This is a genomic window from Arthrobacter sp. NicSoilB11 (genome assembly GCF_019977375.1).
Lineage (GTDB): Bacteria > Actinomycetota > Actinomycetes > Actinomycetales > Micrococcaceae > Arthrobacter.
Genome location: NZ_AP024657.1, coordinates 3122325 through 3148683, shown reverse-complemented (window position 1 = coordinate 3148683; position 26359 = coordinate 3122325). Strand labels below are relative to the sequence as shown.

Sequence of the window (26359 nt, the reverse complement as noted above, 5' to 3'; positions counted from 1 at the left end):
GTTCACCGGACCCTCCGGGGAGCCGGTTTTGATTTATGACTGCCCTGCGCAGCACCTTTCAGGCCGGACTTCGGACGGACCGGGCCGGGCTGGTTTTACCTACGCGAAGTTCTTGCGTAGACTGGTTCACCGGTGTTGAAACACGGATGATGACGTGCGCCCCAGTTCAAGCTGGTGTTGGGTCGTCAAAGAGTGGAATTCACTCCATAGGGTAGTGGCGCAATTGGTAGCGCAGCGGTCTCCAAAACCGCAGGTTGCAGGTTCGAGTCCTGTCTGCCCTGCGCAAGCTGCTCCGGGCGAAAGCCCGGGGCAGGCGCAGCAACCATGGTTCTGATCAGGGCCGGGTAATCCACCATTGCAAAGATGAGCGAGGACCAGGTGACCGAAACAGCTGCCAGCAGCTCCAAGGGCCGCCCAGCTAAGAAGGAAGCCAAGGCAAACTTCTTCGCCCGCATTGCACTCTTTGTCCGCCAGATTATCGGCGAACTGAAGAAGGTTGTTGCCCCCACCCGCAAGGAACTGATCAACTACACGCTCGTGGTGCTGGTGTTCGTGGCCATCATGATGGTCATCGTCAGCCTGCTGGACATTGGTTTCGGAACCGCTGTCAGCTGGATCTTCGGCGGTACCGGCCCCAAGGACAGCTAAGGCTGCACAGTCCGCAGGCCGCGTGTTCCATCCGGGAAACCGGAAGGGATGCGCCGGTGTGCGGGATTGAGCCATTTAAATAGGCATGTTAGGCAATGAGGAAGCAGGAGACCAAGTGTCTGAGCAGGAGCTCGAGGTAACCGAGACGGGGCTGGAAGAATCCCCGGACGTCACGGCAGAAGCCGGTGAAGAGTCCGAGGTTGAGTCCTCCACGCCCGAATCCGACGACGCCGCCTCCGACGTGGTAGTTGCTGCCGAAGGCGATGCATCAGACGCTGACGGGGAAGACGAGTCCGCCGACGCCCTCGCCGCCGCGGCAGCAGCTGCAGCCGTGGATCCCGCTGAGGAGTTCAAGGCCAAGCTGCGCCGCCAGGAAGGTGACTGGTACGTCATCCACTCGTACGCAGGTTACGAAAACCGCGTGAAGGCCAACCTTGAAACCCGCATCCAGACCCTGGACATGGAAGATTACATCTTCGAAATCCAGGTGCCCATGGAAGAAGTCGTGGAGATCAAGAACGCCCAGCGCAAGGTGATCAACCGCGTCCGCATCCCCGGCTACGTCCTGGTCCGCATGGACCTGACCGACGCCTCCTGGGGCGCCGTCCGCCACACCCCCGGCGTCACCGGATTCGTGGGCAACGCCCACAACCCGGTCCCGCTGCGCCTTGACGAGGTCTTCTCCATGCTCGCCCCTGTCTTCGAAGAGGAACAGGCCGAGAAGGGCAAGCCGGTCAACAAGCAGAACCAGGCTCCCGTGGCCGTCGACTTCGAGGTCGGTGAATCCGTCATCGTCAAGGAAGGTCCCTTCGAGACCCTTCCCGCCACGATCTCCGAGATCAAGCCCGAGTCCCAGACCCTCGTGGTGCTGGTCTCCATCTTCGAGCGCGAAACGCCCGTCACCCTGGCGTTCAACCAGGTCACCAAGATCTGAGAATCCTAGAATTCGTCCCGGCGCCGCCCGCTTAGCTGCACCGGAACGGCCGGCCGCCTTGCCATGGCGGCCAAAAACCTGAGGCACGCTCCTGTGCCCCAGGACGTTATTGAGAGAAGGACCCTACATTGGCTCCCAAGAAGAAGGTCACCGGCCTCATCAAGCTGCAGATCCAGGCAGGTGCCGCCAACCCGGCCCCGCCGATCGGTCCTGCGCTTGGCCAGCACGGTGTCAACATCATGGAATTCTGCAAGGCGTACAACGCTGCGACGGAAGCCCAGCGCGGAAACGTCATCCCCGTGGAAATCACGGTCTACGAAGACCGTTCCTTCACGTTCATTACCAAGACCCCGCCGGCTGCAGAACTCATCAAGAAGGCTGCAGGCGTCGCCAAGGGTTCAGCAACCCCGCACACCGTCAAGGTTGCCAAGCTGACCCAGGCCCAGGTCAACGAGATCGCCTCCACCAAAATGGAAGACCTCAACGCCACCAGCCTCGAAGGCGCAGCGAAGATCATCGCCGGCACCGCCCGCTCCATGGGCATCACCGTCGAGGGCTAACCACCCTTCCCGCTGTCCAGCGTCAGGTAGTTGACGACGACGGGCGGCACCGCCGGGACACCGGCACCAAACACATTGAAATGTTGGTCATCCGGGCCGGATAACGAACCGGATCACCGACTGTGGCAGGGCCCAGCGCGGTCCGCAGACCACAACTGCACAAGGAGAAATAAGCAGCATGGCAAAGCGCAGCAAAGCATATGAGGCAGCAGCCGCCAAGATCGACGCGGAGAAGCACTACGCACCGTTCGAGGCAGTAACTCTGGCCAAGGACACCAACCCGTCCAAGTTCGACGCCACGGTTGAGGTTGCCTTCCGCCTCGGCGTTGACCCCCGCAAGGCCGACCAGATGGTCCGCGGCACCGTCAACCTGCCCCACGGCACCGGTAAGACGGCCCGCGTCCTGGTCTTCGCCACGGGCGACAAGGCTGAGGCCGCAATCGCAGCCGGCGCCGACTTCGTTGGTTCCGACGACCTGATCGAAAAGATCGCCGCCGGCTGGACCGACTTCGACGCCGCCGTTGCCACCCCTGACCTCATGGGCAAGGTTGGCCGCCTCGGTAAGGTCCTGGGTCCGCGTAACCTGATGCCGAACCCCAAGACGGGCACCGTGACCCCCGACGTCACCAAGGCCGTCAACGACATCAAGGGTGGAAAGATCGACTTCCGCGTCGACAAGCACTCCAACCTGCACTTCATCATCGGCAAGGTTTCCTTCGACGCCGTGAAGCTGGCCGAGAACTACGCAGCCGCACTGGAAGAGGTCCTTCGCCTCAAGCCGTCCGCATCCAAGGGCCGCTACATCCAGAAGGCCACCGTGGCCACCACGTTCGGCCCGGGCATCTCCGTTGACCCCAACGTCACCAAGGTGCTCACCGAGGCGTAAATCCTCAGCAGCGTCCCGTGCCTTCCGGCACTTCTGAAGGGACCGTCCGGCTACCAGCCGGGCGGTCCCTTCAGGCGTTAAACGCCGCTTGCGCACCCTCGACAGCCGTCCACGGCTGGCTACGCTTGGGGAATGACGCAGCCGAACGCCCTGGTGATTTCCGCCGTCGTTGTTCCTCCGTCAACCGAGGGCGGCAGCGACTTTCAGGACTTCAACGACTGCCAGTCAATGCGGGAAGCGCACGAACTGCAGACATGGGGCGACCGTGACCGTGGCTACACCTACGCGGAGGAGGTGGAACACTGGCGCGGCACCGCATACGAGGCGCGGCACCTCTTTGTCGCCCGGCTGGGCAAGGAACCGGTGGGCATGTGTTCGGTGACGCTGCCCCTGCGGGAGAACACCGCCACGGCAGGGATCAACGTCCTGGTGGCGCCGGCCTTCCGGCGGCGCGGGCTGGGGCGGCGGCTCCTTGACCACGCGGAGAAGGTGGCCCGCGCCAACAACCGGACGTCGCTGGATGGCTACTTTGAACTCCCTGCCCGCCTGGTGGATGACGCGGGTCCGCTGGTACCTGCCATGTCGGGGGCCGGGGGACTTCCTTTGGCTGACCCGGCCACCTCCTTCGCCCTGTCCGCCGGGTACCGGCTGGAACAGGTGGAGCGTTCCAGCCGGCTCGCCCTCCCCGTTCCGGCACAACGGCTGGCGCGGCTGGAGGCTGATGCCCTCAGCCACGCCGGCGATTATCGGCTGACGGTCTGGGACGTGCACTGTCCGGACCCGTTGATCGCCCGGTACGCCGCCCTGCGGGCACAAATGAGCACCGATGCGCCCACCGCCGGGATGGACTGGGAACGCGAGGACTGGGACGCCGCCCGCGTCCGGGACGATGAGCAGGCGCTGGCCAGGAGCGGCGTGCACTCATCCGTGGCGGCGGCCCTGCACCGCCGCACCGGTGAGCTGGTGGCCTATACCGTCCTGACTTGGCGGCCGCTGGTGCCGGGGTCGCTGCTCCAGCAGGACACCCTGGTGTCGGAGGAACACCGCGGCCACCGGCTGGGCATGCTGGTCAAGGTGGCCAACCTCCGCCGCGCACAGGAAAAGTGGCCCCGGGCGCGCTCGGTCCTGACATGGAATGCCAGCGAAAACCAGCATATGCTGGCGATAAATACCGCACTTGGATTCAGGCCCGCTGGCTATGAAGGTGAGTGGCAGAAACGGCTGGGATGATGCCCGAATGGCAATAGACGTAAAGATCGAGCAGCTTTGGATCCCCGACTCACTGGACACCCCCGACGCAGCGGACTTCCTTGCCGCCGTCGAAGTCGGCCGCAAGGTGCGGATGGCCACGTGGGGCAGCGACGATCTGGCTTACGGTCCACTGGAGAAGCTGCTTGAGTTCGCGGATCCGTATGAGCGCCAGCTGATCCTCGTGGCCAAGGTGGATGGCACCATTGTGGGAACGGTGGACATTGCACTGCCGCTGACTGACCACCTGGACCTCGCCGAACTCACTTTGGACATCCTCCCCGAGTACCAGCGGCAGGGCGTGGGACGGCGGCTGCTGGAGGCAGCCGAACAACTGGCAAGGGGGGAAGGGCGCAGCATGATCCTGGTGGACACCAACCACCCCGGCGCGTCCCTGTCTGAGTTTGAACAGGCCCTGCTGGTTCCCGGTACCGGCCAGGGGTTCGTGCCGCTGGAGAGCCGCGAAGTGGAGTTCGCGCAGAAGACCGGATACACGCTGCAGCACATCGAGCAGTTCAGCTCCTGCCGCTTGCCGCTGGACAGCAAGCTGGTGGCGGACCTCCAGGCTGAGGCCGACGAAGCAAACAACGGCAGGTACAGGCTGCACCACTGGACCGACCGCTGCCCGGAACGCTGGCTGGAGGCCGTGGCCGTCCTGGAAAACCAGGCCGGGGCCGATTTGGATCCCTCGCTGGACGCACCCGTCGAGCAGGAGATGGTGTTCGACGGCGGCATCCTGCGGGAGGCGGAGGACGTCGCCATCGCACAGGGCCGCAGGACGGTGGTCACCGCCGTCGAACACATCGCCACCGGAGCCCTGGTGGGACTCACCACCATCACCGTGCTGGCACACCGGGCCGACGTCGTGTTCCAGGACGACACCCTGGTTTTGCAGGAACACCGCGGCAACAAGCTGGGCCTGCTCATCAAGGTGGCCAACATGGAGCGGCTCAGCGAGCAGTTCCCGGACGCCCGCATCATCTACACCTGGAACGCGCCGGAGAACCGGTACCTCCTGACCGTCAACAGGCAGCTCGGATTCCAGACGGCCGGCGTCACCGGGATCTGGCAAAAGGAGCTCCCCACGTTGCACGCCAGTACCAGCTGAGTCCCCGATTTGGCGGACCGGCAACGCCTCGCGTAAGCTGGGAGTACCAAAGACCGTCGGTTGTTGGAAATCCACTCTCCTGAACATGGCTCAACTCTGCAGTTGTGCTCCGGGGACCACAGTGGTTTTCCGGACGAAGGACCCTCAACGCAGGGCGGCCGGCGCAGGTGAACGAAGCAAAGCTCCGCGGTACAGCCGTGTTGAGCCAAGCCCGTGCATCTGCGCGGGGCGTTTTTAGTTTTAGCTCTCTTGAGCGGGGACCGTCGAATACCGGCACTATCCCCGGAAGGAGGGTTATGGCAACGCCTACCAAGGTTTCAGCAGTAGCTGAGATCACTAACGATTTCAAGGAATCGAACGCCGCTGTCCTGACCGAATACCGCGGGCTCACCGTTGCACAGCTCAAGCAGCTGCGTGTTTCTCTCGGCCAGGACACCAAGTTCGCGGTCGTCAAGAACACCCTGACCGCCATTGCAGCCAAGGAAGCCGGCGTCGAAGCATTCGACGGCCAGCTTGCCGGCCCCACTGCAATCGCGTTCATCAAGGGTGACGCAGTTGCCGCTGCCAAGAGCCTGACGGATTTTGCCAAGGCCAACAAGCAGCTGGTCATCAAGACCGGTTACTTCGAGGGCAAGGCGCTGGACGCCACCGAGGTTGCCGCACTTGCTGCCCTCGAGTCCCGTGAGCTGCAGCTCGCCAAGGTTGCAGGTGTCCTCAAGGCACCGGCCGCCGCAGCTGCACGCATCATCGACGCACTGCGCCTCAAGCTTGAAGAAGAGAACGGTGCACCGGCAGCTGCCGAAGCGCCCGCCGCTGAAGAAGCCCCCGCCGCTGAAGCTGAAGCTGCCGCTGAAGCTCCCGCTGCCGAAGAGAACTGATTCTCTTACCCCCACCAGACTCCGGTGCCCCTCAGGCCATGCGCCATTGCGGACACCACAACAGGAAGGACGCCTACCATGGCGAAGCTCAGCAACGAAGAGCTCATTGAAGCTTTCAAGGAACTGACCATCATCGAGCTCTCCGAGTTCGTCAAGCTCTTCGAAGAGACCTTCGAAGTTACCGCCGCTGCTGTTGCAGTTGCCGGCCCCGCCGGTGGCGGAGCTGCTGAAGAGGTTGAAGAGAAGACCGACTTCGACGTCATCCTCGAAGCTGCCGGCGACAAGAAGATCGCAGTCATCAAGGAAGTTCGCGCCATCACCTCCCTCGGCCTCAAGGAAGCCAAGGACCTGGTTGACGGTGCCCCCAAGGCTGTCCTCGAAGGCGCCAACAAGGAAGCTGCCGAGAAGGCCAAGGAGCAGCTCGAGGCTGCAGGCGCCACCGTTACCCTCAAGTAACAACGCCTTTTCCTCAGGAAACCCCGTCCACTCCGGTGGGCGGGGTTTCCTGCTTTAAACTGGTCTCCCGCGTTACGCGGGGTCGCTGATATCCGCCACAACCGCGTCCAGGGCTGCGGTCAGGGCATCGGCGTCAACGAACGCACTGTAGCCATGGGCGCCGGCCCCCATGGAGATCCGTCGCCCAGTGATCGTGGCGTCGGCATAGACCGGCCAGGCGGTGGTGCTCCCCAGCGGAGTGATTGTGCCCCGCTCATAGCCGGTTGCCTCCAGCGCGGCAGCGGCGGGCGGGAGGGACAGCTTGTTGACGCCTACCAGGGCGCGGAGCTTGGGCCAGGAGATCTGCCGGTCGCCCGGGACCAGGGCGAACAAAAAGGTGCCGTCCTTGTGCTTGACCACCAGGGATTTGACGATGTCGGACGGGCTGATGCCCAGGATGCCGGCGGCCTCCTCGAGGCTCTTTGCTGCCGGGCGCTGCACCACGTCAACCTGCAGGCCGCGGGCCGCGGCGTCGGCCAGGAAGCGTTCCCGTCCGACGCCGTCCGTTCCGTTCCCGGATGCGCCCGCCATCAGTCGCGGTACAGCAGGAGGGCCTCGCCCTGCCCGCCCCCGCCGCAGAGGGACACGGCGGCTTTGCCCGTTCCGCGCCGTTTCAGCTCATGGGCCGCATGGGCCGCCAGCCGTGCGCCCGAGGCCCCGATCGGATGTCCCAGCGCGATGGCACCGCCGTGTATGTTGCACTTTTCCAGGGGGTAGTCCAGGTCCTTCAGGGACTGTACCGCCACGGACCCGAAGGCCTCGTTGATCTCGATGAAGTCAAGGTCCGCAGTGCTCCACCCGGCCTTGCCCAAGGCGTTCATGATGGCGTTTGACGGCTGGGAATGCAGCGAGTTGTCAGGGCCGGCCACCTGTCCCGGCTTTCCCACCACGGCCAGGTACTCCAGCCCGTTCTCCTCCGCGTAGCCTCGGGATGCGAGCACCAGGGCGGCGGCGCCGTCGGACAGGGGAGAGGAGTTACCGGCGGTGATGGTGCCATCGGTGACGAACGCTGCGCGCAGGCCTGCCAGCGACTCCACCGAGGTGTTGGGGCGGACGCCCTCGTCGGAATCCACCACCAGGGGCTCGCCCTTGCGTTGCTTCACGCTGATGGGTGCGATCTCGCCGTCGAACGTTCCGTTCTTTGCCGCCAGCGCCGCGCGCTGGTGGGACTGGGCGGCAACGTTGTCCTGCGACGTGCGGTCAATGCCCAGCGTGAGGTTCCGTGTTTCCGTGGACAGGCCCATGGACTGGCCGTCGAAGGCATCGGTCAAGCCGTCATGGGCGGCAGCGTCCAGCGCCTGGATGGAGCCGTACGTCCATCCCTGGCGGGACCCCGGGAGCAGGTGCGGCGCGCGGCTCATCGACTCCTGGCCGCCGGCCACCACCACCGCGGCCTCGCCGGCACGGATCATCCGGGCGGCGTCGATCACCGCCGTCAGGCCTGAAAGACACACCTTATTGACTGTGACCGCGGGGACGTTCCAGCCGATGCCGGCGCCGACGGCGCTCTGCCGCGCTGGATTCTGCCCCGCACCGGCCTGAAGCACCTGGCCCATGATCACGGCCTCCACGTCGCCGGTGCCGACGCCGCTGGATTCCAGTGCGGCTTTAATGGCGTGGGCGCCAAGGTCCACGGCGGTGAGACTCGAGAGCTGGCCGTTGATCCGGCCCTGCGGAGTCCGTGCTGCCCCGAGGATGACAACGTCACTGTTGTCGGGAGAGTTGCCCATGGTTTTCACTTTCAGTCCGGTTCCGGTGTAAGCCACCAAGGCTATCGTGACCCTGGTCACCCAACTATTCAAACGCTGGAACCCCTATGTGCATTCCTGAATCAGTTCGTTCCACACGCGGCAGGGGAGAGGTCCCCATCGGCAGCGTTGTGCACGACGGCGGCCTCTTGCGTAGGGTGGACGGCGAGGCTTTGCAGGGGCACATGCTTTGCAGGGGGACAGATGGTCCGGAGCCGGGACGGACGGAGCGACACAGTGAAGACGACATCTATCGCGGCAGCCACGGCCGCCACGGCCTTACTTGCGGGCGGAATGATGGCAGGCTGCTCGGTGTCCACCCCGGCGCCGGCGGAATCGGTCCAGTCGACCGCATCGCCGGAGCAGACCCGGGATGCGGCCGGAAGCGGCCCCCTGGCCACCGGCGGCGCAAGCCAGGGTGCCAGGGCGGGCGGAACCCGGGAAGCCTGCGAGCTCTTCAACAGGCTGGTGGCGGATTACTCCGCTGTTGCACCCACTGACTCCAAGGGCTATGAGGACGTGTACCTGAAGGCCCAGGACGCCAAGGACACTGTCTCCGGGGATCTGCAGGGACTGTTTGCCTCCCTGAGCCTGCTGGCCATCGACCACTCATCCGCGGCGGAGGCCGGAGCCAAGCCGGCGCCGGAGTCCCAGGACGCGGTGCGGGACGCCGTCTTCGCCAACTCCGCGGCTTGCACGGCGGCGGGCGTCACGCTCAGGCTCTAGCATCCGGGCGGCGCCCTAGGGATCCCCAAAAATCAGGTGCTTGCAATCCGGCCGGATGTGGGGTAGACACGTAGGTTATTTTGCCGTATCGTAGATATTTGCGTCTTCCCTGTTTACCTTCAGCCTTCATATAGCGGTGGGCTTTGCCTGGCAGCTGGCAATCAACGTGCCGTAACAACGGTCACAGCATAGTCAGTATCAGGTCCCGGGTCATATAGCGGAACCGGATGGTAGCGCTGCGGAGTCACTCCGCAGGGTGCACAGCGGGGGAGATCTGAAAACGCCTGAAGGTCTGTGGAAGGATCCCTCTTGGTCGCCTCGAGCACCTCTAATAACGAAACCGCTAACACTGCCGACAGCACTGATGGTGCCACTCGCCGGCTCTCATTCGCAAAGATTCACGAACCTCTTGACGTTCCGAATCTGCTTGCCCTGCAGACGGACAGCTTTGACTGGCTGGTCGGCAATGAGCGCTGGCAGGCACGCGTGGCAAAGGCTGTCGAAGAAAACGATCTCAGCGTCGCCACCACGTCCGGCCTGTCGGACATCTTCGAAGAGATCTCCCCGATCGAGGATTTCCAGGGCACTATGTCCCTGAGCTTCTCCGATCCGGAGTTCGCTGACCCCAAGTACACCATGGCCGAATGCAAGGACCGGGACGCAACGTACTCGGCTCCGCTGTACGTCAAGGCCGAGTTCATGAACAACAACACGGGCGAAATCAAGCAGCAGACCGTGTTCATGGGTGACTTCCCGCTGATGACCGAGAAGGGCACCTTTGTCGTCAACGGCACCGAGCGTGTCGTCGTCTCCCAGCTGGTCCGTTCCCCGGGCGCCTACTTCGAGCGCGCCGCTGACAAGACCAGCGACAAGGACATCTTCACCGCGAAGATCATCCCTTCCCGCGGTGCCTGGTTTGAGCTCGAGATCGACAAGCGCGACCAGGTCGGTGTCCGCCTCGACCGCAAGCGCAAGCAGTCCGTCACCGTCCTGCTGAAGGCCCTTGGCTGGACCGAAGGCCAGATCCTCGAAGAGTTCGGCCAGTACGACTCCATGCGGGCAACCCTGGAGAAGGACGCCACCGAGACCCGCGAAGACGCCCTGCTGGACATCTACCGCAAGCTGCGTCCGGGCGAGCCGCCCACCGTCGAGGCTGCCCAGTCCCTGCTGGACAACCTGTACTTCAACTCCAAGCGCTACGATCTGGCCAAGGTTGGCCGCTACAAGATCAACCGCAAGCTGGGCATCGACCGCTCCCTTGGCGACAAGGAAGCTTCTGTCCTGCACGTTGAAGACATCGTTGCCATGATCAAGTTCCTCGTCGCGCTGCACGCCGGCGAGAAGACCATCAAGGGCACCCGCGATGGCCAGGAAGTGGACCTGCGCGTCGAAATCGACGACATCGACCACTTCGGCAACCGCCGCATCCGCGCCGTCGGCGAGCTCATCGAGAACCAGGTCCGCACGGGCCTGTCCCGCATGGAGCGCGTTGTCCGCGAGCGTATGACCACCCAGGACGTCGAGGCCATCACGCCGCAGACCCTGATCAACATCCGCCCCGTGGTCGCAGCCATCAAGGAGTTCTTCGGAACCTCCCAGCTGTCGCAGTTCATGGACCAGAACAACCCGCTCTCGGGCCTGACCCACAAGCGCCGCCTGTCGGCCCTTGGCCCCGGTGGTCTGTCCCGTGACCGCGCCGGCATGGAAGTCCGTGACGTGCACCCGTCCCACTACGGACGTATGTGCCCCATCGAAACCCCTGAAGGCCCCAACATCGGCCTGATCGGTTCGCTGGCATCCTACGGACGCATCAACCCGTTCGGGTTCATCGAAACCCCGTACCGCCTGGTCAAGGACGGCGTCGTGTCCGACGACGTCCAGTACCTGACAGCCGACGACGAGGCCGAGGTCCTGATCGCCCAGGCCAACGCGCCGCTGGACGAGAACAACAAGTTCGCTGAAGACACCGTGCTGGTCCGTGCCCGTGGTGGTGGGGGCGAGCCCGTCCTGGTTCCGGCCGCGGACGTTGAGTTCATGGACGTCTCCCCGCGCCAGATGGTGTCCGTGGCTACCGCCCTGATCCCGTTCCTGGAGCACGACGACGCCAACCGCGCACTCATGGGTGCCAACATGCAGCGCCAGGCTGTGCCGCTGGTCCGTTCCGAGGCCCCGTTCGTGGGCACCGGCATGGAGCGCGCTGCCGCCGTCGACGCCGGTGACGTTGTCATCGCCAAGAAGGCCGGTGTGGTCACCGAGGTTTCCGCCGAGCTCGTCATCATGCTCAACGACGACGGCACCGAGACCAACTACCGCATCAACAAGTTCGCCCGCTCCAACCAGGGCAACTGCTACAACCACCGCGTCCTGGTGAACGAAGGCCAGCGCCTGGAAGTTGGCGGCATCATCGCCGACGGCCCGGCAACGGACCAGGGCGAACTCGCACTGGGCAAGAACCTGCTCGTGGCATTCATGTCATGGGAAGGCCACAACTTCGAGGACGCCATCATCCTCTCGCAGCGCATCGTTGCCGAGGACGTCCTTTCCTCCATCCACATCGAGGAGCACGAGATCGATGCCCGCGACACCAAGCTTGGTGCCGAGGAAATCACCCGTGACATCCCCAACGTGTCCGAGGAAGTCCTGGCAGGCCTGGACGAGCGCGGCATCATCCACATCGGTGCCGAGGTTGAAGCAGGGGACATCCTGGTTGGAAAGGTCACCCCGAAGGGTGAAACCGAACTGACCCCGGAAGAGCGCCTGCTGCGCGCCATCTTCGGTGAGAAGTCCCGCGAAGTCCGCGACACCTCCCTGAAGGTGCCCCACGGCGAGTCCGGCACCGTCATCGGCGTCCGCGTCTTCGACCGCGACAACGACGACGAGCTGCCCCCGGGCGTGAACCAGCTGGTCCGCGTCTACGTGGCCGCCAAGCGCAAGATCACCGACGGCGACAAGCTCGCCGGCCGCCACGGCAACAAGGGTGTTATCTCCAAGATCCTCCCCGTTGAGGACATGCCCTTCCTTGCCGACGGCACCCCCGTTGACATCGTCCTGAACCCGCTGGGTGTTCCGGGCCGTATGAACGTGGGCCAGGTGCTCGAAACCCACCTTGGCTGGGTTGCCAAGACCGGTTGGAAGATCGAAGGCGAGCCCGAGTGGGTCAAGCAGCTGCCGAACCTGCCGCGCGAGAGTGGCCCCACCACTGTTGCAACGCCGGTGTTCGACGGTGCCCGCGAAGAGGAAATCACGGGCCTGCTGGATTCCACCAACGTGACCCGCGATGGTGAGCGCCTGATCAACTCCTCCGGCAAGACCCGCCTGTTTGACGGCCGCTCCGGCGAGCCGTTCCCGGATCCGATCTCGGTCGGCTACATGTACATCCTGAAGCTCCACCACCTGGTGGACGACAAGATCCACGCACGCTCCACCGGCCCGTACTCCATGATCACGCAGCAGCCGCTGGGTGGTAAGGCACAGTTCGGTGGCCAGCGCTTCGGTGAAATGGAAGTTTGGGCGCTCGAAGCTTACGGCGCCGCCTACACGCTCCAGGAACTCCTCACGATCAAGTCGGATGACATCCACGGTCGTGTGAAGGTCTACGAAGCGATCGTCAAGGGCGAGAACATCCCCGAGCCGGGCGTTCCCGAATCCTTCAAGGTCTTGATCAAGGAAATGCAGTCGCTGTGCCTGAACGTGGAAGTCCTTTCCACGGACGGAACCACAATTGAAATGCGTGACTCTGATGACGCAGTCTTCACGGCTGCGGAGGAATTGGGCATCGATCTGTCTCGCGCAGAGCCCAGCTCCGTAGAAGAGGTCTAGCAGGAGGTTTGCGACGGCGGGTGACCACCCGCCGTCGTACGCCCCCTCCCTCATCCCGCACCAAGACTTCAGAATTTAGAGAACAAGAGAGAACAGGGACCATATGTCCAGCGAATCCTCCTTCGGCCTCATGCAGATCGGCCTCGCCACCGCGGAAGACATCCGCGGCTGGTCGTACGGCGAGGTTAAGAAGCCGGAAACCATCAACTACCGCACGCTCAAGCCCGAGAAGGACGGCCTCTTCTGCGAGAAGATCTTCGGCCCGTCCCGGGACTGGGAATGCTACTGCGGCAAGTACAAGCGCGTGCGCTTCAAGGGCATCATCTGTGAGCGCTGTGGCGTTGAAGTCACCCGCGCCAAGGTCCGCCGTGAGCGCATGGGCCACATCGAACTGGCCGCCCCCGTCACGCACATCTGGTACTTCAAGGGTGTTCCGTCCCGCCTGGGCTACCTGCTTGACCTGGCCCCGAAGGACCTCGAAAAGGTCATCTACTTCGCCGCCTACATGATCACCAGCGTCGACGAAGCTGCCCGCCACGAGGAACTGCCCAACCTGCAGGTTGAGCACGACATCGAGAAGAAGCAGCTGATCGACAACCGCGATGCCGACATCGCCGCGATCGCCCGCGACCTCGAAGGCGAAATCGCACGCCTCGAAGGCGAAGGCGCCAAGGCTGCCGACAAGAAGAAGGCCCGCGACTCCGCCGACCGCCAGATGGCCAACGTGCGCAAGCGTGCCGACGCCGACATCGAGCGCCTCGAGCAGGTCTGGGACCGCTTCAAGAACCTGAAGGTCGCCGACCTCGAAGGTGACGAAGGCCTGTACCGCGAACTGCGGGACCGCTACGGCATGTACTTCGAGGGCTCCATGGGTGCCGAAGCCATCAAGAAGCGCCTTGAGAACTTCGACATGCAGGCCGAATCCGACCTGCTGCGCGACGTCATCGCCAACGGCAAGGGCCAGCGCAAGACCCGCGCCCTCAAGCGCCTGAAGGTGGTCAACGCGTTCCTGACCACCAACAACAGCCCTCTTGGCATGGTCCTCGACGCCGTCCCGGTGATCCCGCCGGAACTGCGCCCCATGGTCCAGCTGGACGGTGGCCGCTTCGCGACCTCCGACCTCAACGACCTGTACCGCCGCGTGATCAACCGCAACAACCGCCTCAAGCGCCTGCTTGACCTGGGTGCTCCGGAGATCATCGTCAACAACGAGAAGCGCATGCTTCAGGAAGCTGTTGACAGCCTCTTCGACAACGGCCGCCGCGGCCGTCCGGTCACCGGACCGGGTAACCGTCCGCTGAAGTCCCTGAGCGACATGCTCAAGGGCAAGCAGGGCCGTTTCCGCCAGAACCTCCTCGGCAAGCGCGTCGACTACTCCGGCCGTTCGGTCATCGTCGTCGGCCCGCAGCTGAAGCTGCACCAGTGCGGCCTGCCCAAGCAGATGGCCCTGGAGCTCTTCAAGCCGTTCGTGATGAAGCGCCTGGTTGACCTCAACCACGCCCAGAACATCAAATCGGCCAAGCGGATGGTGGAGCGCTACCGCCCGCAGGTCTGGGACGTGCTCGAAGAGATCATCACCGAACACCCGGTGCTGCTCAACCGTGCACCTACCCTGCACCGCCTGGGCATCCAGGCGTTCGAGCCGCAGCTTGTCGAAGGCAAGGCAATCCAGCTGCACCCGCTGGTTTGTGGCGCGTTCAACGCCGACTTCGACGGCGACCAGATGGCAGTGCACCTGCCGCTGAGCCCCGAGGCGCAGGCTGAGGCCCGCATCCTGATGCTGTCCTCGAACAACATCCTGAAGCCCTCCGACGGACGCCCGGTCACCCTGCCTTCGCAGGATATGATCATCGGCCTTTACCACCTGACCACCAAGCGTGTCGGTTCAGCCGGCGAAGGCCGCATCTTCGGTTCGGTTTCGGAAGCCATCATGGCGTTCGATGCCCGCGAGCTGCACCTGAACTCGCAGGTCAAGATCCGCCTCGAAGGCTTCGTGCCCTACGCCGGCTGGGAAGCTCCGGAAGGCTGGGAGCCGGGTCAGCCCGCACTCGTCCAGACCTCCCTGGGCCAGGTCCTCTTCAACGAGACCCTGCCCGAGGACTACCCCTGGGTTGAGGCTGTTGCCGACAAGGGCGAACTGTCCCGCATCGTCAACGACCTTGCCGAGCGCTACCCGAAGGTCGTCACCGCAGCAACGCTGGACAACCTGAAGGATGCCGGTTTCTACTGGGCCACCCGTTCGGGCGTCACCGTCGCCATCTCCGACATCGAGGTCCCCGCCGCCAAGCCGGAAATCCTTGCCGGGTACGAAGAGCGGGCCGCCAAGATCCAGGGCCAGTACGACAAGGGCCTGATCGACGACGACGAGCGCCGCCAGGAACTGATCGAGATCTGGAACAAGGCCACCAACGACATCGCCTCGGTGATGCGCGAAAGCCTGTCCCCGATGAACACCATCAACCGCATGGTGTCCTCCGGTGCACGTGGTAACTGGATGCAGGTCCGCCAGATCGCGGGTATCCGTGGCCTGGTGGCCAACCCGAAGGGTGAGATCATCCCGCGCCCCATCAAGTCCTCCTACCGTGAGGGCCTGTCGGTGCTGGAATACTTCATCGCCACGCACGGTGCCCGTAAGGGCCTGGCCGATACCGCTCTGCGTACCGCCAACTCGGGTTACCTGACCCGTCGTCTGGTGGACGTCTCCCAGGACGTCATCGTCCGCGAAGAAGACTGCGGCACCGAGCGTGGCCTGGTCACGCCCATCGCCGTCGCCGACTCCAACGGTGAGCTCGTCCTGGACGAGAACGTCGAGAACAGCGCCTACGCACGTACGCTGGCCGTCGACGTCGTTGACTCCGAGGGCAACGTCCTCGCAGCCGCCGGCACCGACTGCGGCGACGTCGTCATCGCCGAGCTCTTCAAGGCAGGCATCACTGAGGTCAAGGTCCGTTCCGTGCTCACCTGTGAGTCCAGCGTGGGCACCTGCGCCCTGTGCTACGGCCGTTCGCTGGCCACCGGCAAGACCGTGGACATCGGCGAGGCCGTGGGCATCATCGCCGCACAGTCCATCGGTGAACCCGGTACCCAGCTGACCATGCGTACGTTCCACACCGGTGGTGCAGTTTCCGCCGGTGGTGGCGACGACATCACCCAGGGTCTGCCCCGTATCCAGGAGCTCTTCGAAGCCCGTACTCCGAAGGGTGTCGCCCCGATTGCTGAAGCAGCCGGCCGCATCACCATCGAAGAGTCCGAGCGCCAGATGCGCCTGGTCATCACCCCGGACGACGGAACGGAAGAGATCGCTTACCCGGTCCTGCGCCGTTCACGCCTGCTGATCGAAGACGGCGACCACGTCTCCGTCGGACAGAAGCTGATCAACGGCCCGGTGGACCCCAAGCAGGTCCTGCGCATCATGGGTCCGCGTGCGGCACAGAAGTTCCTGGTGGACGAGGTCCAGGGCGTGTACCGCAGCCAGGGCATCGGTATCCACGACAAGCACGTCGAGGTTATCGTCCGCCAGATGCTGCGCCGCGTCACGGTCATCGAGTCCGGCGAATCGGACCTGCTGCCCGGCGAACTCGCCGAGCGCAGCCGGTTCGAGGAAGCGAACCGCCGCGTTGTGTCCGAGGGCAAGACTCCGGCTTCCGGACGTCCCGAGCTCATGGGCATCACCAAGGCATCGCTCGCCACCGAGTCCTGGTTGTCCGCAGCTTCCTTCCAGGAGACCACCCGCGTCCTGACGCAGGCGGCCATGGAAGGCAAGAGCGATCCGCTGCTGGGCCTGAAGGAAAACGTCATCATCGGTAAGCTGATCCCGGCCGGCACGGGCCTCCCGCGCTACACCGAGGTCACCGTCGAGCCCACTGAGGAAGCAAAGGCCAACCTGTTCACCGGCCCCAGCGCATTCAGTGACTTCTCGTACGACACCCTGGGCGGTGACGGAGCCCCCGAGTTCCACGCCATCCCCCTGGATGACTACGACCTGGGCAACGACTTCCGGTAACCAACTCCGGCAGAGCCTTACGAAGGGATGGTCCCGCACCGCAAGGTGGGGGACCATCCCGCTTTAACCCCCCGATTAAGGCATGGAGCCTGTCCGTGCTAGACTTGTTACCAATTGTTATTGTGGCAGTGGATGAGAGCGCCGGTATCAGCTGAAAAGCTGGACCAGAGCGACGTTTCCGGTTTGCAGGGTTCTTGTGCAACGTATGCCACATTTTTGCATGCCTAGGGACTTGTCCGACGCCAGTCGCCCCCGGGAATGCGATCCGACTATTAAGGCTTCGCCTTCGCCGCCCTGGAGATCTTCTTCAAGGCCCGGGCGGCGGGGCAACGCAACAGGAGAGTGGCCGGAAACAGCCACTCCGGATAAAACGGAGAACACGAGAGTGCCTACGATTAACCAGCTGGTCCGCAAGGGCCGCACGCCTAAGGTCTCAAAGACCAAGGCTCCCGCGCTTAAGGGCAGCCCCATGCGCCGCGGTGTCTGCACCCGCGTCTACACCACCACCCCGAAGAAGCCGAACTCGGCTCTGCGTAAGGTGGCACGTGTGCGCCTCAACGGCGGCGTGGAAGTAACCGCCTACATCCCCGGTGTTGGCCACAACCTGCAGGAGCACTCCATTGTGCTCGTTCGCGGTGGTCGTGTGAAGGACCTCCCGGGTGTCCGCTACAAGATCGTCCGTGGCGCCCTCGATACCCAGGGTGTGAAGAACCGTAAGCAGGCCCGCAGCCGCTACGGCGCAAAGATGGAGAAGAAGTAATATGCCTCGCAAGGGTCCGGCCCCCAAGCGGCCGCTCGTTTCGGATCCGGTATACGGTTCCCCGCTGGTAACCCAGCTCATCAACAAGGTGCTCGTTGACGGCAAGAAGTCCACGGCAGAGCGCATTGTCTACGGTGCACTCGAAGGCGCACGCGCCAAGTCCGGCGGCGACCCCGTAGCAGCACTCAAGAAGGCCATGGACAACGTCAAGCCTTCCCTCGAGGTCCGCTCCCGCCGTGTCGGTGGCGCCACCTACCAGGTTCCGGTTGAGGTCAAGCCCGGCCGCTCCACCGCACTCGCCCTGCGCTGGCTGGTTGGCTACTCCAAGGCCCGCCGCGAGAAGACGATGACCGAGCGTCTCCAGAACGAAATCCTGGATGCGTCCAACGGTCTCGGTGCCGCTGTGAAGCGTCGCGAAGACACCCACAAGATGGCCGAGTCCAACAAGGCCTTCGCACACTACCGCTGGTAATACTCCCCGGACGCCGCCGACTCAACAGAGCCGGCGGCGAACGCGTAGTCCATCCCAAAAGGAGACCCCGTGGCACAGGACGTGCTTACCGACCTTAGTAAGGTCCGCAACATCGGCATCATGGCCCATATTGATGCCGGCAAGACCACCACCACCGAGCGCATCCTGTTCTACACGGGTGTGAACCACAAGATCGGCGAAACGCACGACGGCGCTTCGACCACCGACTGGATGGAACAGGAAAAGGAACGCGGCATCACCATCACGTCTGCCGCCGTGACCTGCTTCTGGGAAAACAACCAGATCAACATCATCGACACCCCCGGCCACGTTGACTTCACGGTTGAGGTTGAGCGCTCCCTGCGCGTCCTCGACGGTGCAGTCGCCGTCTTCGATGGCAAGGAAGGCGTTGAGCCGCAGTCCGAGACTGTTTGGCGCCAGGCTGACAAGTACAACGTTCCGCGTATCTGCTTCGTCAACAAGATGGACAAGCTCGGTGCTGACTTCTACTTCACCGTAGACACCATCATCAGCCGCCTCGGTGCCAAGCCGCTGGTCATGCAGCTGCCCATCGGTGCCGAGAACGACTTCATCGGCGTCGTTGACCTGCTCTACATGCGCGCCCTGGTGTGGCCCGGCGATGCCAAGGGTGACGTGACCATGGGTGCCAAGTACGAGATCCGCGAGATCCCGGCTGACCTCCAGGAAAAGGCTGAGGAATACCGCGCGACCCTCGTTGAGACTGTCGCTGAGTCCTCCGAGGAACTCATGGACAAGTACCTCGAGGGTGAAGAGATCTCGATCGACGAGCTCAAGGCCGGCATCCGCAAGATGACCATCAACTCCGAGCTGTACCCGATCTTCTGCGGTTCCGCCTTCAAGAACCGTGGCGTTCAGCCCATGCTCGACGCAGTTGTGGACTACCTGCCGAACCCGCTCGACGTCCCCCCGATGGTCGGCCACGATCCTCGCGACGAAGAGAAGGAACTGACCCGCAAGCCTTCATCGGAAGAGCCTTTCTCGGCTCTGGCGTTCAAGATTGCTGCGCACCCGTTCTTCGGCCAGCTCACCTTCATCCGCGTGTACTCCGGTCACGTGGAAGCAGGCGCCCAGGTGGTCAATTCCACCAAGGGCAAGAAGGAGCGCATCGGCAAGCTGTTCCAGATGCACGCCAACAAGGAAATGCCCGTTGAGGGCGCTACCGCAGGCCACATCTACGCAGCCATTGGCCTGAAGGACACCACCACGGGTGACACCCTGTGTGATGCCAACAACCAGATCGTGCTCGAGTCCATGAGCTTCCCGGAGCCCGTGATCTCGGTTGCCATCGAGCCGAACACCAAGGGTGACCAGGAGAAGCTCTCCACGGCCATCCAGAAGCTCTCCGCTGAGGACCCCACCTTCCAGGTGTCCCTCAACGAAGATACCGGCCAGACCATCATCGCCGGCATGGGCGAGCTCCACCTGGACATCCTGGTGGACCGCATGCGCCGCGAGTTCAAGGTCGAGGCAAACGTGGGCAAGCCCCAGGTTGCCTACCGCGAAACCATCAAGCGCGCCGTCGAACGCCACGACTACACGCACAAGAAGCAGACCGGTGGTTCGGGCCAGTTCGCAAAGATCCAGATCGCCATCGAGCCGCTGGACACCGCCGAAGGCGAGCTGTACGAGTTCGAGAACAAGGTCACCGGTGGCCGCGTTCCGCGCGAGTACATCCCGTCCGTTGACGCGGGCATCCAGGATGCACTGAACGACGGCGTCCTGGCCGGCTACCCGGTTGTAGGCATCAAGGCCACGCTGATCGACGGCGCGTACCACGATGTTGACTCTTCGGAAATGGCGTTCAAGATCGCCGGCCGTATGGCTTTCAAGGAAGCTGCACGCAAGGCGAACCCGGTTCTGCTCGAACCACTGATGGATGTCGAGGTCCGCACCCCTGAGGAATACATGGGTGAAGTTATCGGTGACCTCAACTCCCGCCGTGGCCAGATGCAGTCCATGGAAGATGCACAGGGCGTCAAGGTCATCCGTGCGCACGTTCCGCTGTCCGGCATGTTCGGCTACATCGGTGACCTGCGCTCCAAGACCCAGGGCCGCGCTGTGTACTCCATGACGTTCAACAGCTACGCCGAGGTCCCGAAGGCAGTTGCCGACGAGATCATCCAGAAGTCCCGCGGCGAGTAGTCCTTCCGGACTTTCAAAGCGAACACCTCGGTTGGGCAGTCCGCCAGCGGACAGCGCAGCCGGTGCAGGTGGCCGGGCCGGCCGGATTTATCCGGCAAGCCGGTCCGGCCCCTGCACGAACAGGCTCAGGGGATTAGTATTAGTTCCTGAATCTGCAATTTCACCAATCCAAAGCCCCCCAAGTAGACTTGCCTGAGTTCTACCGCGATAAGCGCGGCTGGAGGGCAAGCTATTTGAAAACGTTCTAGGAGGAACCTGTGGCAAAGGCAAAGTTCGAGCGGACTAAGCCGCACGTCAACATCGGCACCATTGGTCACGTTGACCACGGTAAGACGACGCTGACGGCCGCCATTTCCAAGGTGCTGTACGACAAGTACCCGGATCTCAACGAGAAGCGTGACTTCGCGTCGATTGACTCTGCACCCGAAGAGCGTCAGCGCGGTATTACCATCAACATCTCCCACGTGGAGTACCAGACCGAGAAGCGTCACTACGCACACGTTGACGCCCCCGGCCACGCTGACTACATCAAGAACATGATCACCGGTGCTGCCCAGATGGACGGCGCAATCCTCGTGGTTGCCGCTACCGACGGCCCGATGGCTCAGACCCGCGAGCACGTTCTGCTTGCCCGCCAGGTTGGTGTTCCCTACCTGCTGGTCGCGCTGAACAAGGCTGACATGGTTGAGGACGAGGAACTCCTCGACCTCGTCGAAATGGAAGTTCGTGAGCTCCTGAGCTCGCAGGGCTTCGATGGCGACAACGCTCCGGTTGTCCGCGTTTCCGGCCTGAAGGCCCTGGAAGGCGACCCCGAGTGGGTCAAGTCCGTTGAGGACCTGATGGCTGCTGTGGACGAGTCCGTTCCGGACCCCGTACGTGACCGCGACAAGCCGTTCCTGATGCCGATCGAGGACGTCTTCACCATCACCGGTCGTGGCACCGTTGTTACGGGCCGCGCCGAGCGTGGAACCCTCGCCATCAACTCCGAGGTCGAGATCGTCGGCATCCGCCCGGTCCAGAAGACCACGGTTACCGGTATCGAGATGTTCCACAAGCAGCTCGACGAAGCATGGGCCGGCGAGAACTGTGGCCTCCTGCTCCGCGGTCTGAAGCGCGACGATGTCGAGCGTGGCCAGGTTGTCGTCAAGCCGGGTTCCATCACCCCGCACACCGACTTCGAGGCCAACGTCTACATCCTCTCCAAGGACGAAGGCGGACGTCACAACCCGTTCTACTCCAACTACCGCCCGCAGTTCTACTTCCGCACCACGGACGTAACCGGCGTTATCACCCTGCCCGAGGGCACGGAAATGGTTATGCCTGGCGACAACACTGAGATGACCGTTGCGCTCATCCAGCCGATCGCTATGGAAGAGGGCCTCGGCTTCGCAATCCGCGAAGGCGGCCGCACCGTTGGTTCGGGACGTGTTACCAAGATCATCAAGTAGTACTTGCTGACCTGAAGGACAGCCCCGCTGCAGTAGCAGCGGGGCTGTCCTTTTTCGTTAAGGGGCCACTGGTACTGTTGCACCACTGAAAGGAGTTCATCATGGGATGGCTTATTTTCCTGATCATCGCGGTGGCCGTTGTAGCCGGGGTGTTCTGGACCAGGAAGTACTTCCGGCGCGAGATTGACCGGGCCAAGCGGATCAACAGGGCAAACAAAAACCAGTAGCAACAGGGGCAGCACGCCGATCTGCCGGTACTCCTTACTCCTACTTTTCGGTATACCTAAATTCGGGGTATCCTCGTCATATCGACGCCCGCAACGACGAGGACACGCAATGGCTGTTTCAACAATGACGGCGGAATCCGCCACCCCCAGGATCTGGTCCCGCCTGCTCCTGCTCGGGCCGGCATTCGTTGCTGCCATTGCCTACGTCGACCCGGGAAATGTCGCCGCCAACCTGACCGCCGGCGCCAGCTTCGGCTACCTCCTGGTCTGGGTCCTCGTTGCAGCCAATGGCATGGCCGTACTGATCCAGTACCAGTCAGCCAAGCTGGGGCTCGCCACCGGCATGAGCCTGCCCGAAATCCTCGGGAAGCGCCTGGGCACGCGGCGCCGCCGCGCCTATTGGGTGCAGGCCGAGATCGTTGCCGGGGCCACTGACATGGCCGAGGTTATCGGTGGGGCAGTGGCACTGAACCTGTTGTTCGGCCTGCCCCTGCTGACCGGGGGCGTCGTTATCGGCCTGGCGTCCATGCTGCTGCTGGCGCTCCAGTCGCACCGCAGCCAGAAATCCTTCGAATTTGCCATTCTTACCCTGCTGGGCGTCATTGCTGTCGGGTTCGTTTCGGGCCTCTTCGTCGCACCGCCTGACGCCGGCGGCGCCCTGGCCGGACTGGTGCCCCGGTTCGAGGGGACCGACACCGTGCTGCTCGCGGCGAGCATGCTCGGGGCCACGGTTATGCCGCATGCCATCTACCTGCATTCCGCCCTTGCCCGCGACCGCCACGGATTCTCGGAAGATCCGGCGGTCAGGACCCGGCTGATCCGAACCACGCGCGTGGATGTCGCCGGCGCTTTGCTGCTCGCCGGCGTCGTCAACATTGCCATGCTGCTGCTGGCTGCCTCCAGCCTTCGCGGCGTGGAGGGTACTGACACCATTGCCGGCGCGCACGCTGCCGTGACGTCCGCACTGGGCCCTGTGATCGGCGTCGTTTTCGCTGTGGGCCTGCTGGCCTCCGGCCTGGCGTCCACCTCGGTGGGATGCTACGCCGGGGCCACCATCATGGGCGGCCTCCTCAAGGTGCGGATTCCCCTGCTGGTCCGGCGGACCGTCACCCTGATTCCCGCGCTGGCGGTCCTGGGCGCAGGGATTGAACCGACGCTGGCGTTGGTCCTGAGCCAGGTCCTCCTGAGTTTCGGCATCCCGTTCGCGCTGATCCCCCTGATCCGGCTCACCGGCAGCAGCAAGGTGATGGGCATCCACGCCGATTCAAAGCCGCTCAAGATCGCCGGTTGGACCAGCGCCACCCTGATCGTGGGCTTGAACTGCGTGCTGATCTTCCTCACGGTGTTGGGACACGGCTGAACCCGCCGCCGCCGCCGCAACGGTGCCGGTGGCGCGCCACTAATGTGGCCGGTGGCGCCGTGCCCTGGACAACGCCTGGTACCAGTAGAAGGACCGCTTGGGCGTCCGCTCCAGTGTCTCGAAGTCCACGTGCACCAGCCCAAAACGCTGCGAGTAGCCGGCCGCCCACTCAAAGTTGTCCATCAGCGTCCAGACGTAGTAGCCCCGGAGATCCACGCCCTCGGCGTGGCCGCCGGGGGCGGTGGCGTCAAGCGCTGCCGTCAGATGTGCGGCAAGGTACTCCACGCGGTCGGTGTCTTCCAGTGTGCCGGCGATACGGTCGGGTTCGGGGAAGCTGGCACCGCCCTCGGTGATGTACACCGGCGGGAGGGCCGCTCCGTACCGGTCCCGCATTTCCCGCAGCAGGATTCCCAGATGGTCCGGTGCCACGGGCCAGCCGAATCCTGTGCTGTCGAACTCGGAGTAGCCAACCTCGTGGAAGGGCAGCTTGGCGAGTTGCTTGTGCATATCCGCAGGCAGGGGAGTGATGCCCGGCCCCAGGGCCACCTTGACGGGGAAGTAGTAGTTCAGTCCGTAGAAGTCCAGCGGCTGGTGGATGGTCCGGAGGTCCGCATCGGAAATCCTCCCGATTGATCGCAGCCAGGGCTTAGCGTACAGCGGCAGCGAGGGGTATTGGCCCAGCAGGACGGGGTCGGCATAGATCCTGTTCATGAGCAGGTCGTAGAGATGGGCCACCAGCCGGTCGCCAAGCTTCCTGGTGGCGGGCCTGACGGGGGAGTGCAGGTTGGTCAGGCCGATGCCGCCCGCCACGCCGGCGGCCCGCAGTGCCTGCACGCCGAGCCCGTGCGCCAGGAGCTGGTGATGGATGGCGGGAAGGGCGTCAAACATCAACCGGCGCCCCGGTGCGTGCACTCCAAGGGCATAGCCGTTCAGGGTGACCGAGACCGGTTCGTTGAGGGTGACCCACTGCGCCACACGGTCGCCGAACCGCTCGCCGGCAGCCCTGGCATACTCGCCAAACCGCTCCGCGGTGTCACGGTTCAGCCAGCCGCCGCGGTGTTCCAGGGGCAACGGGGTGTCCCAGTGGTAGAGCGTTGCCATGGGGGAGATGCCGGCCTCAAGGAGTTGGTCGATCAGCCGGTCGTAAAAGTCCAGGCCCTCGGGATTGAAGCCGCCCTGGCCATCCGGCTGGATGCGTGGCCAGGACAGCGAGAACCGGTATGAGTCAACGCCCAGTTCCTTGAGCAGCGCCACATCCTCCGGCAACCTGTTGTAATGGTCGCAGGCCACGGCGGGGGAGTGTCCGTCCTGGATGGCGCCGGGCTTTTCCGCAAAGGCATCCCACCCCGATGGCCCGCGGCCCCCGGCCTTGAGTGCGCCTTCAATTTGGAACGCCGCCGCCGCGACGCCAAGCGTGAACGACGGCGGAACGCGTCCGGCCAGTTCGGTCACCGATTCAGTGCCTTCCAGGGTCATGCTCCCTATCATCCAGCGCGTTCGGGTCCGCGGCAATGGCCGGTGACCAGCCCGGACCCGGAGCCGATTCGCATCTGCCGCGGATTTCCGGCATACTAGATGAGTTGTTCAAGCGCTTCTTCGCGTCCCGATCCGGATAATGCCGGGTGCAGGGTCCAAGCTGAAGACCAAACATAACCCACCCCCATGGAACTGCGGATTTATATGTGCGCCCAGCGCGACACGCCCGACCGCGGGGGTCGGTTACGCCGGCAAGGTGAGGAACCCGGATTCATCCGGATTCAGTTTGTGCGGCGGATGGTGGTTACGACCTCAAATGCTTCGGCAGCCATACAACGAGTAAGTGAACAGGGCAGCCCTAAACCGGGGAAGCACAGACTGAAAGAGAGTCAGGCGACATGGCGGGACAAAAAATCCGCATCCGGCTGAAGTCATACGACCACGAGGTCATTGACGTTTCAGCACGGAAGATCGTTGAGACGGTCACGCGCGCAGGCGCAACGGTAGTCGGCCCCGTGCCGCTGCCGACGGAGAAGAACGTGTACTGCGTGATCCGCTCTCCGCACAAGTACAAGGACAGCCGCGAGCACTTTGAAATGCGCACGCACAAGCGTCTTATCGACATCATCGATCCCACGCCGAAGGCTGTTGACTCGCTCATGCGTCTCGACCTGCCGGCTGACGTGAACATCGAAATCAAGCTGTAGGGAGGTGCTGAGAAACTATGACCGCAACCCGTAACGTAAAGGGCCTGTTGGGCACGAAGCTCGGCATGACCCAGGTCTGGGACGAGAACAACAAGCTCATCCCCGTCACTGTGGTCCAGGCAGACTCGAACGTCATCACCCAGCTGCGCAACGCTGAGACCGATGGCTACGTCGCCGTTCAGATCGGCTACGGCCAGATCGATCCCCGCAAGGTCACCAAGCCGCTGGCTGGTCACTTTGAAAAGGCAGGCGTCACGCCTCGCCGCCACGTCGTCGAACTCCGTACCGCAGATGCTGCCGAGTACGAGCTGGGCCAGGAGCTCTCCGTAGAGGTCTTCGAAGCCGGCCAGAAGATCGACGTCATCGGCACCACCAAGGGTAAGGGCTTCGCCGGTGTTATGAAGCGTCACGGCTTCCACGGTGTTGGAGCTTCCCACGGTGCCCACAAGAACCACCGTAAGCCCGGTTCAATCGGTGGCGCATCCACCCCGAGCCGCGTCTTCAAGGGCATGAAAATGGCCGGCCGCATGGGCGCCGTTCGTCACACCACGCTGAACCTCACGGTCCACGCGGTTGACGTCGAGAAGTCGCTGCTCCTGATCAAGGGTGCCGTTCCCGGCGCCCGCGGCCAGGTCGTACTCGTACGCACCGCCGTGAAGGGAGCCTAGTTCA

At 63.5% G+C, this 26359-nt stretch carries 22 protein-coding genes and 1 tRNA gene; 20 read left to right on the top strand and 3 right to left on the bottom strand.

All coding sequences use genetic code 11. The features are described 5' to 3' along the window. Positions 1-208: 208 nt before the first annotated feature. The 9 genes from LDO14_RS14605 (at position 209) to rplL (ending at position 6718) form a co-directional block, all read left to right on the top strand. A tRNA-Trp gene (locus LDO14_RS14605) sits at positions 209-281 on the top strand. Between the two features lie 82 nt (positions 282-363). Continuing rightward, positions 364-648: a preprotein translocase subunit SecE gene (gene secE, locus LDO14_RS14600; RefSeq protein WP_056388913.1), complete on the top strand. Its 285-nt coding sequence runs from the start codon at positions 364-366 to the stop codon at positions 646-648. A 115-nt stretch (positions 649-763) separates the two neighbouring features. Next, on the top strand, positions 764-1582 hold the full coding sequence (nusG, locus tag LDO14_RS14595) for a transcription termination/antitermination protein NusG (protein WP_018769118.1): 819 nt from the start codon (positions 764-766) through the stop codon (positions 1580-1582). Positions 1583-1710: 128 nt separating this feature from the next. Next, on the top strand, positions 1711-2142 hold the full coding sequence (rplK, locus tag LDO14_RS14590; protein ID WP_003803853.1) for a 50S ribosomal protein L11: 432 nt from the start codon (positions 1711-1713) through the stop codon (positions 2140-2142). A gap of 178 nt (positions 2143-2320) precedes the next feature. Further along, complete coding sequence (gene rplA, locus LDO14_RS14585; protein ID WP_018769119.1) at positions 2321-3028, top strand: 50S ribosomal protein L1; 708 nt, start codon at positions 2321-2323, stop codon at positions 3026-3028. Positions 3029-3160: 132 nt separating this feature from the next. Next, the gene (locus LDO14_RS14580; protein ID WP_223992303.1) at positions 3161-4258 is read left to right on the top strand and encodes a GNAT family N-acetyltransferase; all 1098 of its coding nucleotides are present in this window, start codon (positions 3161-3163) and stop codon (positions 4256-4258) included. 7 nt (positions 4259-4265) lie between these two features. Next, the gene (locus tag LDO14_RS14575) at positions 4266-5384 is read left to right on the top strand and encodes a GNAT family N-acetyltransferase (protein WP_223992301.1); all 1119 of its coding nucleotides are present in this window, start codon (positions 4266-4268) and stop codon (positions 5382-5384) included. A gap of 296 nt (positions 5385-5680) precedes the next feature. Beyond that, a complete protein-coding gene (gene rplJ, locus LDO14_RS14570) occupies positions 5681-6262 on the top strand; it encodes a 50S ribosomal protein L10 (RefSeq protein ID WP_018769122.1) in 582 nt (193 codons plus the stop codon). Positions 6263-6340: 78 nt separating this feature from the next. Continuing rightward, positions 6341-6718, top strand: a complete 378-nt coding sequence (gene rplL, locus LDO14_RS14565; RefSeq protein ID WP_018769123.1) for a 50S ribosomal protein L7/L12 — start codon at positions 6341-6343, stop codon at positions 6716-6718. A 72-nt stretch (positions 6719-6790) separates the two neighbouring features. Here rplL and LDO14_RS14560 read toward each other — a convergent pair whose 3' ends face one another. Together LDO14_RS14560 and LDO14_RS14555 are read right to left on the bottom strand one after the other, a co-directional pair. Then, on the bottom strand, positions 6791-7288 hold the full coding sequence (locus tag LDO14_RS14560; protein ID WP_056388921.1) for a YbaK/EbsC family protein: 498 nt from the start codon (positions 7286-7288) through the stop codon (positions 6791-6793). Continuing rightward, a complete protein-coding gene (locus LDO14_RS14555; RefSeq protein WP_026265738.1) occupies positions 7288-8487 on the bottom strand; it encodes an acetyl-CoA C-acetyltransferase in 1200 nt (399 codons plus the stop codon). The genes LDO14_RS14560 and LDO14_RS14555 overlap by 1 nt, the downstream gene beginning before the upstream one ends. Positions 8488-8742: 255 nt before the next feature. Between LDO14_RS14555 and LDO14_RS14550 the strand changes: the two genes are divergently transcribed. The 9 genes from LDO14_RS14550 to LDO14_RS14515 all read left to right on the top strand — a co-directional run bounded on the left by LDO14_RS14550 (position 8743) and on the right by LDO14_RS14515 (position 23504). Next, positions 8743-9231, top strand: a complete 489-nt coding sequence (locus tag LDO14_RS14550; protein WP_346656237.1) for a hypothetical protein — start codon at positions 8743-8745, stop codon at positions 9229-9231. Between the two features lie 309 nt (positions 9232-9540). After that, a complete protein-coding gene (gene rpoB / locus LDO14_RS14545) occupies positions 9541-13050 on the top strand; it encodes a DNA-directed RNA polymerase subunit beta (protein WP_018769127.1) in 3510 nt (1169 codons plus the stop codon). A 103-nt stretch (positions 13051-13153) separates the two neighbouring features. After that, complete coding sequence (locus LDO14_RS14540; RefSeq protein ID WP_223992294.1) at positions 13154-17053, top strand: DNA-directed RNA polymerase subunit beta'; 3900 nt, start codon at positions 13154-13156, stop codon at positions 17051-17053. Positions 17054-17438: 385 nt separating this feature from the next. Then, the gene (rpsL, locus tag LDO14_RS14535) at positions 17439-17813 is read left to right on the top strand and encodes a 30S ribosomal protein S12 (protein WP_009358312.1); all 375 of its coding nucleotides are present in this window, start codon (positions 17439-17441) and stop codon (positions 17811-17813) included. 1 nt (position 17814) lies between these two features. Beyond that, on the top strand, positions 17815-18285 hold the full coding sequence (gene rpsG / locus LDO14_RS14530; protein ID WP_003803829.1) for a 30S ribosomal protein S7: 471 nt from the start codon (positions 17815-17817) through the stop codon (positions 18283-18285). A 69-nt stretch (positions 18286-18354) separates the two neighbouring features. Then, positions 18355-20469, top strand: a complete 2115-nt coding sequence (gene fusA, locus LDO14_RS14525; protein WP_018769129.1) for an elongation factor G — start codon at positions 18355-18357, stop codon at positions 20467-20469. A gap of 257 nt (positions 20470-20726) precedes the next feature. Next, positions 20727-21917 carry an elongation factor Tu gene (gene tuf / locus LDO14_RS14520; RefSeq protein ID WP_013601835.1) on the top strand — a complete coding sequence of 397 codons (1191 nt, stop codon included), beginning with the start codon at positions 20727-20729 and terminating at the stop codon, positions 21915-21917. A 101-nt stretch (positions 21918-22018) separates the two neighbouring features. After that, positions 22019-22144: a hypothetical protein gene (locus tag LDO14_RS21610; RefSeq protein ID WP_018769130.1), complete on the top strand. Its 126-nt coding sequence runs from the start codon at positions 22019-22021 to the stop codon at positions 22142-22144. Positions 22145-22253: 109 nt separating this feature from the next. After that, entirely contained in the window at positions 22254-23504 is a 1251-nt protein-coding gene (locus LDO14_RS14515) for an Nramp family divalent metal transporter (protein ID WP_223992292.1), read from the top strand. Between the two features lie 39 nt (positions 23505-23543). Here LDO14_RS14515 and LDO14_RS14510 read toward each other — a convergent pair whose 3' ends face one another. Continuing rightward, on the bottom strand, positions 23544-24980 hold the full coding sequence (locus tag LDO14_RS14510; RefSeq protein WP_018769132.1) for a GH1 family beta-glucosidase: 1437 nt from the start codon (positions 24978-24980) through the stop codon (positions 23544-23546). A 398-nt stretch (positions 24981-25378) separates the two neighbouring features. Between LDO14_RS14510 and rpsJ the strand changes: the two genes are divergently transcribed. Together rpsJ and rplC are read left to right on the top strand one after the other, a co-directional pair. Continuing rightward, the gene (gene rpsJ / locus LDO14_RS14505; protein ID WP_003803825.1) at positions 25379-25687 is read left to right on the top strand and encodes a 30S ribosomal protein S10; all 309 of its coding nucleotides are present in this window, start codon (positions 25379-25381) and stop codon (positions 25685-25687) included. A 17-nt stretch (positions 25688-25704) separates the two neighbouring features. Then, positions 25705-26355 (top strand): 50S ribosomal protein L3, encoded by a 651-nt coding sequence (rplC, locus tag LDO14_RS14500; protein ID WP_018769133.1) that lies wholly within the window; start codon positions 25705-25707, stop codon positions 26353-26355. Positions 26356-26359: the final 4 nt, after the last annotated feature.

Excerpts from the sequence above, each read along its gene's own strand:
- rpsJ (WP_003803825.1), top strand. The coding sequence starts at position 25,379 with ATGGCGGGACAAAAAATCCGCATCCGGCTGAAGTCATACGACCACGAG.
- LDO14_RS14540 (WP_223992294.1), top strand. The coding sequence starts at position 13,154 with ATGTCCAGCGAATCCTCCTTCGGCCTCATGCAGATCGGCCTCGCCACC.
- LDO14_RS14515 (WP_223992292.1), top strand. The coding sequence starts at position 22,254 with ATGGCTGTTTCAACAATGACGGCGGAATCCGCCACCCCCAGGATCTGG.
- LDO14_RS14510 (WP_018769132.1), bottom strand. The coding sequence starts at position 24,980 with ATGACCCTGGAAGGCACTGAATCGGTGACCGAACTGGCCGGACGCGTT.
- LDO14_RS14580 (WP_223992303.1), top strand. The coding sequence starts at position 3,161 with ATGACGCAGCCGAACGCCCTGGTGATTTCCGCCGTCGTTGTTCCTCCG.
- LDO14_RS21610 (WP_018769130.1), top strand. The coding sequence starts at position 22,019 with ATGGGATGGCTTATTTTCCTGATCATCGCGGTGGCCGTTGTAGCCGGG.
- LDO14_RS14555 (WP_026265738.1), bottom strand. The coding sequence starts at position 8,487 with ATGGGCAACTCTCCCGACAACAGTGACGTTGTCATCCTCGGGGCAGCA.
- rplC (WP_018769133.1), top strand. The coding sequence starts at position 25,705 with ATGACCGCAACCCGTAACGTAAAGGGCCTGTTGGGCACGAAGCTCGGC.
- rpsG (WP_003803829.1), top strand. The coding sequence starts at position 17,815 with ATGCCTCGCAAGGGTCCGGCCCCCAAGCGGCCGCTCGTTTCGGATCCG.
- rplA (WP_018769119.1), top strand. The coding sequence starts at position 2,321 with ATGGCAAAGCGCAGCAAAGCATATGAGGCAGCAGCCGCCAAGATCGAC.
- rplL (WP_018769123.1), top strand. The coding sequence starts at position 6,341 with ATGGCGAAGCTCAGCAACGAAGAGCTCATTGAAGCTTTCAAGGAACTG.
- secE (WP_056388913.1), top strand. The coding sequence starts at position 364 with ATGAGCGAGGACCAGGTGACCGAAACAGCTGCCAGCAGCTCCAAGGGC.
- rplJ (WP_018769122.1), top strand. The coding sequence starts at position 5,681 with ATGGCAACGCCTACCAAGGTTTCAGCAGTAGCTGAGATCACTAACGAT.
- LDO14_RS14560 (WP_056388921.1), bottom strand. The coding sequence starts at position 7,288 with ATGGCGGGCGCATCCGGGAACGGAACGGACGGCGTCGGACGGGAACGC.
- LDO14_RS14575 (WP_223992301.1), top strand. The coding sequence starts at position 4,266 with ATGGCAATAGACGTAAAGATCGAGCAGCTTTGGATCCCCGACTCACTG.